The organism is Streptomyces sp. TRM68416, from assembly GCF_014596915.1.
Taxonomy (GTDB): Bacteria; Actinomycetota; Actinomycetes; order Streptomycetales; family Streptomycetaceae; genus Streptomyces.
This window is the reverse complement of record NZ_JACVWU010000002.1, coordinates 1-13613: the sequence shown is the minus strand read 5'-3', so window position 1 is coordinate 13613 and position 13613 is coordinate 1. Positions and strand designations below refer to the sequence as shown.

Here is a 13613-nt window from a genome sequence, read left to right as displayed (position 1 = left end):
CCTTCGTCGGTTCCTTCAGAAGGCTGCGTTGAAGATGAGCCCGGACAGCGCCCCGCCGATCAGCGGTCCCATCACCGGGATCCACGCGTAACCCCAGTCCGAGGTGCCCTTGTTGGGGATCGGCAGGATGGCGTGCGTGATCCGCGGGCCCAGGTCGCGGGCCGGGTTGATCGCGTACCCCGTGGGACCACCGAGTGACAGACCGATGCCGACGACCAGGAAGGCAACGATCAGGATGGCGGTACCGGACTCGCCGAGCCCCTTGGTCAGCCCGAAGGCCAGGATGGGCAGCACCAGGCCCATGGTCGCGATGATCTCGGTGATGAGGTTTGCCACGGGATTGCGGATCGCGGGTGCGGTGGAGAAGATCCCCAGGGTCGGCTGGGCCTTGTCCTCCTCGGCATTGGCCTGGAACTGCGCGAAGTAGACCAGCCAGCACAGCACCGCGCCGAGGATCGCGCCGACCATCTGCCCGGCGACGTAGAGGTGGACCTTCTCCCACTCCCCGGTGTCGATGGCGATGCCCACGGTCACCGCGGGGTTGAGGTGCCCGCCCGACAGGGGTGCGGCGGTGTACGCCCCGGCCATCACGCCGAATCCCCAGCCGAACGCGATGACGACCCAGCCGGCGTCCTTCGCCTTGGAGTAGTTGAGTACGACGGCGGCGACGACTCCGGCGCCGAACAGAATCAGGATCGCGGTGCCGATGACCTCACCGACGAATATGTCTCCGTTGCTCATGGCGGCTCCTAGGCCCTTGCCCGGGAGCATCGACCCCCGGTCCTCCGTGCAGGGTGCGTTTCCCACGGCGACTTCGACCGAAGTCGGGGAGGGTCCCGAGCCCCGCCCGGCGTCCGTGACGAGCGTGCCGTCGTCGTCGCATCGCTTGTGGGGGAGTGGGCCGTGGACCAGACGGGGCCCGCGCAGCGCAGAGTGCCTAATACGCCGAGAATGTACGGCGATGTCGACTGACACCGGAAGTGTTCACCGGCGTCCCAAGGGCGTCAAGGTCGCGGACCGCAACGGTTGAGGGCACGCCCGCAGGGCCTCACGGGCCGGAGGGACGGCTTCCTGGGTTGTCCGAAGACGAGGGTGGGCCGAACCCAGGGCAGCGCCGAGCGCACCGAGCCGCGGCTGAGAGCGGACGCGGACGGCCGTCCCGGTACGCGGGTGAGCAAGCGTGCCGTGCGTCGCGTACGGGGTCGTAGTCCCGTCGGCGAACCGGCCGACGCCACTCCACCGCCCCCGCGCCCGTCGGCCACCCGCGCAGCACCGCCTCAGCCTCGGTCCGGCTCCCTCACCCGCACCGCGCCTGCGGGGCCCGCGCCCCCGCCCCGCGCCGGACCTCGTGTCCGGGCAGTCCGGCGCGCCCCAGCACCCAACTGGCCCCGCACAACGCCTTCGCGGCCTGCTTCAGCGGTGCCAGGCAGGCGGCGGCCTCCCGGTGATCGCGCACGCTTCCCGGCGTGCACACAACGGTCGCCAGGGACAGCGTCACCGGCCGCCCGCTCGCCGACCAGGGCGTGTCCAACACGGCCGAGGCGAGCCGATCCATCCCTTCCGGATCTGCCAGGAGCAGGAAGTCGTCACCCCCGATGTGTCCCACGCGCGTGTTCCCGGACGCCGACCGCTGAAGAGCCTGCCCCACGGACCGGATCAACTCGTCGCCCGCGGCGAATCCGGCACCGTCGTTGACCTGCTTGAAGTGGTCGATGTCCAGCCAGCTGAGGGCGAACGCCCCGCCGTCCGCGATCCGCCGGTCCACCTCACCGGTGATGGCGTCCGAACCGGGCAGCCGGGTCAGCGGATTGAGCCCGGCGGCCTCTTCGACACGGCTCTCGGCCAGTGCCCGTACGAGGTCCGCGAGCCGTAGGACGCCCACGCACCGGCCGTACCGGTCGACCACCGCCACATCGTCCGAGGTCCGGTCCCGGCCGCCGACCGCGACGACGTCCAGCACTTCCCAGGCGGTGGCGTCGACGCCCACCGTGCGGGGCGGATCGCCGAGCTTGACCGCGGGCCGGTCGGCGTACAGGGCATGGCCGTAGCGTCCCGACATCGACAACAGGAAGCGCGACCGGTGCACCGACCGGACCGGCATCCCGCGCGCGTCCACCAGCACCACCCCGGACACGTCCGGCGACCCCGTGAGCAGCGCCCGCACCTGCCCGGCGGAGGCGGTGGCGGGCAGCAGCGCGGCGGGCCGTACGAACTGCCCTACCGTCGGCCCCGACCGCGGCGGCACACCACCGACGGGGGAGCGGGGCGGAACGTACACGTCCGCCGCGGGCAGCCGAGTCGGCGGCGCGAAGAGCTCACCCTGCGCCAGTTGCGCTCCGGCGGACAGCGCTGCCGCACACTGCAGTTCGGTTTCCACACCCTCGACGCACAGCAGGGCCCCCAGATGGTCGCAGAGCGTCCGCATCGCTCGGACCGCCGACGGGCGTGCCAGCAGCGAGGCGTCGAGCTTCACCAGATCGGGTGCCATGTCCACGAGCAGCCGCAGGGGCACATCACCGTCCCCGATGCCGTCCGCACTGATCCGGAAGCCCTGTTCCCGCAATCCTGCCACCGCTTCCAGGAGCGCCTGCTGCGGCACGTGCGTGTACGGCGGGCCGACGTCGAGCGTCACCTCCCACGGCATCCGCCCCGCCTGCCGCACGGCGTCGTGCAGCACGGCGAGACCGCCGAGGTCGGCGAGCGTACCGGCGAACACATTGACGTGCAGCGGCAGAAGCGTCTCCTTGCGAGCCGCCGCGCGGACGGCCGACACGGCCAGCCCGCCGTCGAGTTCGGGATCGCGCCGGGCTTCGGCCAGGATGTCGCCGGTCTCCGGGCGGGCGAGTATCTCCAGCCCGGCCACCCCGCCGGTCGACAGGTTGATCACCGGTTGGAAGGCGAAGCGGAGAGTGTCCGACCAGGAGTGCACGGGAGCATGATGGCGCCCCTGCCGTGCGCCCGAGCGCAGTTCATGAGACGTTCACGCAGGATTCCGGGCCGATCACGCACGGTACGGATCCCTGGCCGCGGGCCGCGCCGGTCCTCGCTCACCGCACCGCGATCACCGCCGATCCGTGCCCGAACAGTCCTTGGTTGGCCGTGATGCCCACGCGCGCGCCCGAGATCTGACGCGCGCCCGCGGTCCCGCGCAACTGCCAGACCAGTTCGCACACCTGCGCGACGGCCTGGGCGGGCACGGCCTCGCCGAAGGAGGCGAGACCCCCGCTGGCGTTCACGGGTATGCGCCCGCCCGGACTCGTCGCACCCTCCCGCAGCAGCTTCGCTCCCTCCCCCTCCCCGCACAGCCCCAGATCCTCGTACCACTGCAACTCCAGCGCGGTGGACAGGTCGTAGACCTCTGCGACGTCGAGATCCCCGGGACCGACGCCCGCCTCCGCGTACGCGGCATCGGCGATCGACGCCCGGAACGTCTCACCGGCGGGCTCCACCGCCGCGGCGGAGTCCGTCGCGATGTCCGGCAGGTCCAGCACGGTGGCGGGGTAGCGCGGGGTCACCGTGGACACCGCCCGGATCCGCACCGGCTCCGGCACACCGTGCCGCCGCGCGAACTCCATGCTGGAGAGCACCAGAGCCGCGCCGCCGTCCGAGGTCGCGCAGATGTCCAGCAGCCGCAGCGGATCGGCGACCATGGCGGAGGCGGCCACCTCCTCCGCCGTGACCCGCTTGCGGTACCGCGCGTACGGGTTCAGCGCCCCCATGGCCGAGTTCTTCACCTTGACCTGCGCGAAGTCCTCGGGCGAGTCCCCGTGCAGGGCCATGCGGCGACGGGCGTACAGCCCGAAGTACGTCGGGTTGGTCGCGCCGAGTATCCGGAAGCGTTGCCAGTCGGGATCGTCGGGCCGGTCCCCTCCCGCGGGCCGGAAGAAACCCTTGGGGGCGGCGTCGGCGCCCACGACGAGCACTGTCTCGGCGAGGCCCGCCAGGATCTGGGCGCGAGCGGTGCTGATGGCCTGTGCCCCGGAGGCGCACGCCGCGTACACGCTCGTCACCCGGGCGCCCTGCCAGCCCAGCGCCTTGGCGAAGCTCGCCCCGGCGACATACCCCGGATAGCCGCCCCGCACGGTGTCCGCGCCGACGATCGATGCGACGTCCCGCCAGTCCAGCTCCGCGTCGGCGAGCGCCGCTCGGGCGGCCACTGCCCCGTACTCGACGAAGCCGCGCCCCCATTTGCCCCAGGGGTGCATCCCCGCCCCGAGTACCGCCACGTCCTGTGTCATGCCGTCACCGTCCCCCCGTCGGCCGCCACTGCCAGGTCGTCCAGACCGTCTCCGCGTCCTCGTGGAGCACCCCGGGAACGACCTCGACCTCCATGCCCACCGTCAGCTCGGCGACGGTGACCCCGGGAACCGCCTGCCCCAGTACCACCAGACGCTCGGCCTCCAGCTCCACAGCGATCAACGCGTACGGCTCCCACGGAAGTTCCGGATTGGTCACATAGGGTGACGGCGGCCGGTAGCGGCTGTCCGTGTACGACCACACGCGGCCGCGTCGCGAGAGTGCGAGCTCCTCCAGGTCGCCGCCCGGGCAGCCCGGGTTGCGGCAGTGCGTGTCCTCGCGCGGGAAGAAGACCGACCCACAGGCCGAGCAGCGGGTCCCGAGGAGCCTGAACCCCTCTCCGTCACCGGCGAACCATCCGGCCATCACGGGCGTACGTGTACGTGACAAGGTCCCTCCCCGGCGCCGCATCTGACGGAACGTCAGAAGTCTGCCACGGGTGCCCGGGAATGGGCAGACCGTCCTGTCACCCGTGGCAGACCCGCCCCCGGAAGACGACCCTCCGCCGATCGGATACAGTCCGCCGCGTGTCCGAAACTCAGCACTCCACCCCCAACTCCGCGCCCGACTCCCACTGTTCGAGCTGCGGAGCGCCCTTTGGAGAGGGCGTGTCCGGCTGGCCCCGCACCTGTCCGGCCTGCGGCACCGTGGCCTACCGCAACCCGCTGCCCGTCGCGATCGCACTCCAGCCCGTGTACGACACGAAGGGCACCGCCCTCGTCGTCATCACCCGTACCAACGCCCCCGCGCGCGGGGGCATCGCACTGCCCGGCGGTTACATCGACGACCGTGAGGACTGGCGCCAGGCCGTCGTCCGCGAACTCAAGGAGGAGACGGGCATCGACGCGGCGAGCCGCGACGTACGACTCGTCGACGCGATGAGCTCGCCCGACGGCCACCTGCTGCTGTTCGGTCTCCTCCCGGAACGGCCGGCCGAAGGCCTTCCGTCGTCCGCGGTGACGGACGAGACGGACGGCTGGCACCTCCTGCGACGACCCGAGGAACTCGCCTTCCCCCTGCACACAGTGGCCGTACGAGCCTGGTTCGAGGGCCGCTACTGACCCCGGCGCCCAGCCAGCCCCCGTACGCGCACCGGGTGGGACGGCCGACTCGCGCCGTCCTCACCCTCCTGCTCCACCACCACCCGCGACCCCTGCCGGCGGGCGACGTAACGCTCGATCTCCGGTTCGTCCCAGCCGTCGCCCGCGTCCGGCACGACCAGCCCGCCGCCGGTCCGCCCCCGAGCGGGCGCCCACACCTCCAGCTCCAACCCGCCGTCCTCCCCTCGCACGGGGATGACGGCACCCGCGCGCGCGAGCACCGGAATCCGCGACAGCGGCGCGTCCAGGAGCACCTGCCCCGGCCCCTCGTGCACCTCCTCCGTGGCCGTGTCGTACCAGCGCCCCCGCGGCAACTGCACCGCACGCCGGTCAGCGCCCGGATCCAGCACCGGAGCGACCAGCAGACAGTCACCCAGCAAGAAGGCATCCTCGCAGTCGCGCAGCGCACGGTCCTCGGGCGCACTCCACCACAACGGCCGCACATAGGGAGCCCCCGTACGCCGCGCCAGATGCGCGAGCGTCAGGAAGTACGGCAGCAGCCGCCGCCGTTCCAGCAGCACCGCACGCGCGTGCTCCAGCACAGGGGCACCGAACTCCCACGGCTCCCTGCGCCCGGCTCGAATGCTCGCGTGGGTACGGAACAGGGGCAGATACGCGCCCAGCTGGAACCACCGCAGATACAGCTCGGGAGACGGACTCCCGTCGAACCCGCCCACGTCCGGCCCGGAATACGGCACCCCGCACAGCCCGAGCCCCATGACCAGGGACAGCGAGGCACGCAGCCCCGGCCAGCCCGTCGCGACATCCCCCGACCAGGTGCCTCCGTACCGCTGCATGCCCGCCCAGCCGGAGCGGGAGAAGAGGAAGGGCCGCTCCTCGGGAGCCAGCTCGCACAACCCCTCGTACGCCGCCCGCGCCATGGCCAGCGCGTACACGTTGTGCCCCTCGCGATGATCACCGCCCCGCCCCTCCAACGAGTGCCGGGCAGAACGCGGCAACGTCGACTCCCCGAAGGCGGCGAACGACGTCGGTTCGTTCATGTCGTGCCAGAAGCCCGCGAACCCCTGGGCGAGCCGCTCCTCGTAGAGACCGCCCCACCACCGCCGCACGCGCGCGTGAGTGAAGTCAGGAAAGACGGCGTCCCCCGGCCAGACGACACCGGTGACGAGCCGCCCCGAGGCATCCCGTACGAAGGCGTCCTCGGCGTTCCCGCTGTCGTACACCTCGTTTCCCGGAGCGGCCTTGACCGCCGGATCGACGATCGACACCATCCGGATGCCGTCCCGCCGCAGCTCCTCGGCTAGCTGGGGAAGCTTGGGGAACCGATCCTGGTCGACGGTGAACACCTGGTGGGCGTCGTAGTGATCGATGTCCAGGTGCACCGCATCCAACGGAAGATCGTGCTCCTGATACCCCGAAACGATCCGCCGCACCTCCTGCTCGCTGCCGAAGCCCCACCGCGCATGATGGTGCCCGAGCGCCCACGCGGGCGGCAGGGCAGGTGCCCCGGTGAGCGAGGCCCAGGTGTGCAGCACGCGCGCGGGGGTACCCACGATCACCCAGCAGCGCAGGGGCCCGCCGTCCATCCGCACTTCGCACATGCCCGCCCGGTCGTGCCCGGAACCAGCCCCCTCCTCGCCCTCCCGCAGTATCACCGTGCCGTCCCACGAGGTGTCGTGGAACACCAGGTGCGTGGCCGCGTCGGCCACCACCACCTGCACCGGCATCGTGATGTACAGGGGATCGTCCTCCGGCCCGAAGACACGGCCCGGGTCGGTGTTCCACAGCCGGTACGTCCCGTTCCGCAGCCGGGGGCCCGAAGCCCGCCCCCCGAGGCCGAAGAAGCGCGCGTCCGCGGCCACCTCCGACCGCTGCATCCAGCGTGCCGGCCCGCCGTCCACCGGCTCCCACCACCGCGGCGGAAGATCACGGCGCAACGTCACGCCGCCGGGCGTACGCACCTCGACGGCACCGTGCCGCGAGACGACGACCGTCACCCGCTCGGCCACCACCCGCCAGCCGCCGTCCTTGTCCGGTTCCAGCACCGCCCTGGGATCCGGCTGAGGGCTCCGCCCGGCCAGTGCGTGGGACGGTTCGGGATCCGCACCGTCCCAGCCCCAGAAGACGGCCCCGTTCACCGTCACGGTGACACGCAGCCGGGCCCGGCTGAACCGTACGAGGCCACCGCCCGGACCGGGCTCCACGTCCCGCACGGGCCCCGGCACGCGCGCGCGTTCGCCCTTCCGGGGCGGCAGACCGGAGGCATCGGCCCGCCTCCTGCGCCACGCCGCCCTTACGGTCCGCAACCTCTGAGCCGCCCCCGCAAGGGCCACCACCTTCATCGAACGCACCAGGTCACGACCGTCCATGCTGCTCAGCCTGCCACTGCCCGCCGCCCACATGGGTGCCGTTCAACTGCCGTTCACCCGTGCCGGGACCACATCTTCACGACACGGACTCTGTGGAGCGGGCCCTGGTGCGGAAGTCGATCACATGGCATCGTCCCTGTCAGCCGTGTCACGCGCACACCCAGGCCCGTGCGCGGACGACGCACACGACGCGCACAGTCCGGGAGCCGCATCATGTCGACCGTGAACCCCCAGCCGCTCTGGCAGCCGGATCCGGAACGCATCGCCCAGGCACAGGTCACGAAGTTCCAGGCCTGGGCGGCCGAACACCACGGCGCCCCCGCCGAAGGCGGCTATGCGGCACTGCACCGCTGGTCCGTGGAGAAACCGGACACCTTCTGGGAAGCCGTCACCCAATGGTTCGACGTACGGTTCTCGACGCCTTACGCGCGCGTACTGGGCACCCGCACGATGCCCGGCGCCCAATGGTTCCCCGGGGCCACCCTGAACTACGCCGAACACGCACTCCGCGCAGCCGACACCCGCGCAAACGAACCGGCCCTCCTCCACGTCGACGAAACCCACGACCCCACCCCCGTGACCTGGTCCGAACTACGTCGCCAGGTGGGCTCCCTCGCCGCCGAACTCCGTACCCTCGGCGTCCGTCCCGGAGACCGCGTCAGCGGCTATCTCCCTAACATCCCGCAGGCCGTCGTCGCCCTCCTCGCCACAGCCGCCGTCGGCGGCGTGTGGACATCCTGCGCCCCCGACTTCGGCGCCCGCAGCGTCCTCGACCGCTTCCAACAGGTCGAACCGGTCGTCCTGTTCACCGTCGACGGCTACCGCTACGGCGGCAAGGAACACGACCGCCGCGACATCGTCGCCGAACTCCGCCGCGAGCTGCCCACCCTGCGCGCCGTCGTCCACATCCCCGTCCTCGGCACCCAAGCCCCCGAGGGCGCCCTGGAATGGTCGGCCCTCACCGAGGCAGACACAGAACCGGTCTTCGAACAGGTCCCCTTCGACCACCCCCTGTGGGTGCTCTACTCCTCCGGCACCACCGGCCTGCCCAAGGCCATCGTCCAGTCCCAGGGCGGCATCCTCGTCGAGCACCTCAAGCAACTCGGCCTGCACTGCGACCTCGGCCCCGAGGACACCTTCTTCTGGTACACGTCCACCGGCTGGATGATGTGGAACTTCCTCGTCTCCGGCCTCCTCACCGGCACCACGATCGTCCTCTACGACGGCAGCCCCGGCTACCCGGACACCGGCGCCCAGTGGCGCGTCGCCGAGCGCACGGGAGCCACCCTCTACGGCACTTCCGCGGCGTATGTCATGGCCTGCCGCAAAGCGGACGTGCACCCGTCGCGCGACTTCGACCTGTCGAAGGTCAAATGCGTCGCCACCACGGGATCACCGCTGCCGCCCGACGGCTTCCGCTGGCTGCACGACGAGGTCCGTGACGACCTGTGGATCGCATCCGTCAGCGGAGGCACCGACGTCTGCTCGTGCTTCGCGGGAGCCGTACCGACCCTCCCCGTGTACATCGGCGAACTCCAGGCCCCCGGCCTGGGCACCGATCTCCAGTCCTGGGACCCGAGCGGCAAGCCGCTCACCGACGAGGTGGGCGAACTCGTCGTCACCAACCCCATGCCCTCGATGCCCATCCACTTCTGGAACGACCCCGACGGCAGCCGCTACCACGACAGCTACTTCGACACCTACCCCGGCGTGTGGCGCCACGGAGACTGGATCACCGTCACCTCCCGCGGCTCCGTCGTCATCCACGGCCGCTCCGACTCGACACTCAACCGGCAGGGCGTCCGCATGGGCTCGGCCGACATCTACGAGGCCGTCGAGCGACTGCCCGAGATCAAGGAATCCCTCGTCATCGGCATCGAACAGCCCGACGGGGGCTACTGGATGCCGCTCTTCGTCCACCTCGTGCCCGGAGCCGCCCTCGACGAGGCCCTGCTGAACCGCATCAAGCACACCATCCGCGAACAGCTCTCACCGCGCCACGTCCCCGACGAGGTCATCGAAGTACCCGGCATCCCGCACACCCTCACCGGCAAGCGCATCGAAGTGCCGGTCAAGCGCCTCCTCCAGGGCACCCCCTTGGAAAAGGCGGTCAACCCCGGCTCCATCGACAACCTCGACCTCCTGCACTTCTACGAGGACCTCGCCCGCAAGCGCGACTGACCCCCGCATCCCGCACGCCACACCCCCGGCCCGACCTCGGCTCCACGATCTGTAAGTGGAAAAGTCCGAGGGCAGGCCCATTGTCAGTGCGCCCGGTTACTGTGAGTGAGCATTGATCGACTGTGCACAGGGGGAAAAATGGCGCACACAGACCACCAGACCATGCGACGCGTCCTGCGCCGCGAAATCGCCGGCACCATCGGCCTGCTGACCGACGAACACGACTTCCGGGCCATGCGGCGCTACCGCAGCTTCACCTTCGAGGACCACACCACCTACCTGAAACAGGTCGAGACCCTCCTCAAGACACGCGCCTCCCAGGGCAGCCACACCACCGTGGCACTCTTCGACCCGCAGGAGTACGCCGAGTTCTGCGCGGACACCGGCCTCGACCCCGACATCCCGTCGAGCCGGGCACGCTTCACCGCCGAACTCGCCGCCACGGGCCCCAGCCTCCCCTACGAAGGCCAAGCCCTGGCCGACCTCGTCCCGTCCCTCATCGATGAGGCGGTCCGCCAGGCCACATGGGAGTACGCCTCCACGCTCCTGGCCCGCCTCGGCCCCTGCACAACCTGCGGAGAGGACATCGGCCGCGCGGCCTTCACCCGCGCCTCGTCCCTGCTCGTCCGCATCCTCGACACCGCCCGGACCGGGCAACGACACCTCGTCTGCAGCGTCACCGGCGACCCCGAAACACTCGTCTCCGTCCTGCACGCCGACGAGGACACCACCGGCGCCACACAACTCGACGAGGCCGAGGCCCTCGAATTCACCACCGTGCTCGCCCTGGGCATCGCCGCCCAGAGCGCCGGCGCACTCGTCATGCGCACCAGCGCCCCTGGCACCACCGACCGCATCTACGGCTGGCGCCTCCGCGGAAACGGCCTGGAACCCCTCACTGCCGGAGAGGTCTTCGACGCCTACTGCACCGACCTCGACTCCGGAGACCTGATCTCCCCGGAATCGAACGTGGACTACACGGTCCCGCCGGACCTCGGAGCACACGGAACCCCGCCGGGCCACCACCACTGAACGCCAAGGGGCGCCCCACTCGAAAGCGGAGCGCCCCTCTGCACACGGTCCGAAGCCGGGCGGCCGCCGACTACTCGCCGGACAGCACCGCCTGAGCGGCGGTGCGCGCCTCCTCGGCGCTGTCCGACGCCCGAGCGGCAGCCGCCGCACGCTCACACTGCGCCAGCGTGTACTTCGCCAGCGTCGCCCGCACATAAGGAATCGACGCCGACCCCATGGAAAGGGAGGTGACACCCAGACCGGTCAGCACACACGCGAGCAGCGGGTCGGACGCGGCCTCGCCACACACACCACAGCTCTTGCCCTCGGCCTTCGCCGCCTCGGCGGACAGTGCCACCAGGTCGAGCAGCGCCGGCTGCCACGGGTCCTGCAGACGGGACACCGCGCCCACCTGACGATCGGCGGCGAAGGTGTACTGGGCGAGGTCGTTCGTCCCCAGGGACAGGAACTCGACCTCCTGCAGAATCGAACGAGCCCGCAGTGCGGCCGACGGAATCTCGACCATCGCGCCGAACTTCGCCTGGAGCCCGGCCGCACGACACGCGTCCGCGAACGCCTTGGCATCGGTCCGGTCAGCCACCATCGGCGCCATGACCTCAAGGTAGACCGGCAGCCCCTCGGCCGCCTTGGCCAACGCGGTGAGCTGCGTACGCAGCACCTCCGGATGATCGAGCAGCGTCCGCAGGCCACGCACGCCCAGCGCCGGGTTCGGCTCGTCGCCCGGGGTCAGGAAGTCCAGCGGCTTGTCCGCGCCCGCGTCCAGCACCCGCACGACCACACGGCCCTCGGGGAAGGCCTCCAGCACCTGACGGTAGGCCTCGACCTGCTTCTCCTCCGACGGCGCGTTCTTGCTGTCGTCGAGGAAGAGGAACTCCGTACGGAACAGACCGACACCCTCGGCACCCGCCTCGACCGCAGCCGGTACGTCCGACGGCCCGCCGACATTGGCGAGCAGCGGCACCTTGTGGCCGTCAGCCGTGGCACCCGGGCCCGTCGAGGCGGCCAGCGCCGCCTTGCGCTCGGCGGCCGCAGCCTCAAGCTGCGCCTTCTTCTCGTCGCTGGGGTTCACGAAGATCTCGCCGGTACTGCCGTCGACCGCGATCATCGTGCCCTCGGCGAGCTCACCGGCACCGGGCAGCGCCACAACCGCCGGCACGCCGAGCGCCCGCGCCAGAATCGCGCTGTGGCTGGTCGGCCCGCCCTCCTCGGTGACGAAACCGAGTACCAGGGTCGGATCCAGCAGAGCCGTGTCGGCCGGCGCGAGATCGCGCGCCACCAGGACGTAGGGCTCGTCGCTGTCGGGCACACCCGGCATCGGCACCCCGAGCAGACGCGCGACGATACGATTCCGCACGTCGTCCAGGTCAGCCACACGACCGGCCAGGTACTCCCCGGCGCCCGCCAGCAGCTCGCGGTACGCGGCGAACGCGTCGTACACCGCACGCTCGGCCGTGCTGCCGACGGCGATACGTCGATCCACGTCCGCCATGAGTTCGGGATCCTGGGCCATCATGGCCTGGGCTTCCAGAACCGCCTGGGCTTCGCCCCCCGCCAGATTGCCGCGCGCCATCAGGTCGGCTGCCACAGCCTCCACAGCCTTGCGGGCGCGCCCCTGTTCACGCTCCGCCTCCTCCGCCGGGATCTGCCTGGCCGGCGGCTCCAGGACCGCCGTTCCCATGTGCCGAACCTCGCCGATCGCCACACCGTGACTCACGCCGACGCCTCGCAGCGTTGTCTCCATCTCACCCGTCTCCGATAGTGCGGCGGGTCCCGCCGCCGCGGTGGTTGTCCCTTGCTTGCCGTCGTGGGACGGCACTGACGTCACTTCCAGGTGAAGAGACTGTCGCCGGCCTTCACGTCGCCCTCGTCGCGGAGATCGGCAAGGGCCTCAGCGGTGGCTTCAAGAGCGACGACGGGGCACACCGGAGACTTTCCGGCGGTCTCCACGGCGGCCGGGTTCCAGCGCACGACGGCCTGACCACGGGTCACGGTGTCGCCCTTGTTCACCAGCAGCTCGAAGCCCTCGCCGTTGAGCTGCACGGTGTCGATACCCAGGTGAGTGAGGACGCCGTGTCCGTGCTCGTCCACTACTACGAACGCGTGCGGGTGGAGGGAAACGATGACTCCGTCCACGGGTGCGACGGCCTCGGAAGGCTCACGTACGGGGTCGATCGCTGTACCCGGGCCGACCATGGCCCCGGAGAAGACCGGATCGGGCACTGCGGCCAGTCCGATGGCGCGTCCTGCAAGCGGGGACGTCACGGTGGTCATGGGAAGCCTCCCAGGGGTGGAGATTCATATGGGCCGTCACTGCCTGTCCCGGACGGCGCACTGTTCAGCAGCGTATGTCATAGGTAGTACCGGTTCCGCACGGAGAGCTTCCGTTTGGTGGTCTAGACCATAACCCCAATCGATTTGCACCCGCTCCGCGGCCCCGTGTACAGTCGTACTCCTGCTTAGGGCTGAGCGACGCAACCAAGCGTCCTCGCCTGGCAGCACCCAACTTGTCAGATCCTATCTCGGGGTCACCTTCTGCATGCCTGCAGGACGGTGGTCAGAGGGCCGGAAAAACCCTGATAGAGTGTGGAACACCGAAGGGAAGCCCGGAGGAAAGCCCGAGAGGGTGAGTACAAAGGAAGCGAACGTTCCTTGAGAACTCAACAGCGTGCCAAAA

At 70.6% G+C, this 13613-nt stretch carries 10 protein-coding genes; 3 read left to right on the top strand and 7 right to left on the bottom strand.

The genetic code is table 11. The annotated features are described in order from the left end of the window. Positions 1–15: 15 nt before the first annotated feature. The 4 genes from ICC28_RS03255 to ICC28_RS03240 form a co-directional block, all read right to left on the bottom strand. Positions 16–741, bottom strand: coding sequence for an MIP/aquaporin family protein (locus ICC28_RS03255; RefSeq protein ID WP_188286845.1), 726 nt, complete (start codon positions 739–741; stop codon positions 16–18). A gap of 556 nt (positions 742–1297) precedes the next feature. After that, positions 1298–2929 carry a GGDEF domain-containing protein gene (locus ICC28_RS03250; RefSeq protein ID WP_188286844.1) on the bottom strand — a complete coding sequence of 544 codons (1632 nt, stop codon included), beginning with the start codon at positions 2927–2929 and terminating at the stop codon, positions 1298–1300. Between the two features lie 118 nt (positions 2930–3047). Next, positions 3048–4238, bottom strand: a complete 1191-nt coding sequence (locus ICC28_RS03245; RefSeq protein ID WP_188286843.1) for a lipid-transfer protein — start codon at positions 4236–4238, stop codon at positions 3048–3050. Positions 4239–4242: 4 nt separating this feature from the next. Next, complete coding sequence (locus ICC28_RS03240) at positions 4243–4665, bottom strand: Zn-ribbon domain-containing OB-fold protein (RefSeq protein ID WP_188287240.1); 423 nt, start codon at positions 4663–4665, stop codon at positions 4243–4245. A gap of 158 nt (positions 4666–4823) precedes the next feature. On the opposite strand from ICC28_RS03240, the gene ICC28_RS03235 reads away from it, so the two are divergent. Then, on the top strand, positions 4824–5357 hold the full coding sequence (locus ICC28_RS03235; protein WP_188286842.1) for an NUDIX domain-containing protein: 534 nt from the start codon (positions 4824–4826) through the stop codon (positions 5355–5357). On the opposite strand, the gene ICC28_RS03230 is transcribed toward ICC28_RS03235, so the two are convergent. Then, a complete protein-coding gene (locus ICC28_RS03230; RefSeq protein WP_188286841.1) occupies positions 5351–7726 on the bottom strand; it encodes a glycoside hydrolase family 31 protein in 2376 nt (791 codons plus the stop codon). The two genes, ICC28_RS03235 and ICC28_RS03230, sit on opposite strands and share 7 nt — an antisense overlap. A gap of 213 nt (positions 7727–7939) precedes the next feature. On the opposite strand from ICC28_RS03230, the gene ICC28_RS03225 reads away from it, so the two are divergent. Continuing rightward, positions 7940–9907 carry an acetoacetate--CoA ligase gene (locus tag ICC28_RS03225; protein WP_188286840.1) on the top strand — a complete coding sequence of 656 codons (1968 nt, stop codon included), beginning with the start codon at positions 7940–7942 and terminating at the stop codon, positions 9905–9907. A 138-nt stretch (positions 9908–10045) separates the two neighbouring features. Continuing rightward, positions 10046–10939 (top strand): hypothetical protein, encoded by an 894-nt coding sequence (locus ICC28_RS03220; protein WP_188286839.1) that lies wholly within the window; start codon positions 10046–10048, stop codon positions 10937–10939. 70 nt (positions 10940–11009) lie between these two features. Here ICC28_RS03220 and ptsP read toward each other — a convergent pair whose 3' ends face one another. After that, the gene (gene ptsP / locus ICC28_RS03215; protein ID WP_188286838.1) at positions 11010–12680 is read right to left on the bottom strand and encodes a phosphoenolpyruvate--protein phosphotransferase; all 1671 of its coding nucleotides are present in this window, start codon (positions 12678–12680) and stop codon (positions 11010–11012) included. A gap of 80 nt (positions 12681–12760) precedes the next feature. Continuing rightward, a complete protein-coding gene (locus ICC28_RS03210) occupies positions 12761–13210 on the bottom strand; it encodes a PTS glucose transporter subunit IIA (RefSeq protein WP_188286837.1) in 450 nt (149 codons plus the stop codon). Positions 13211–13613 lie beyond the last annotated feature (403 nt).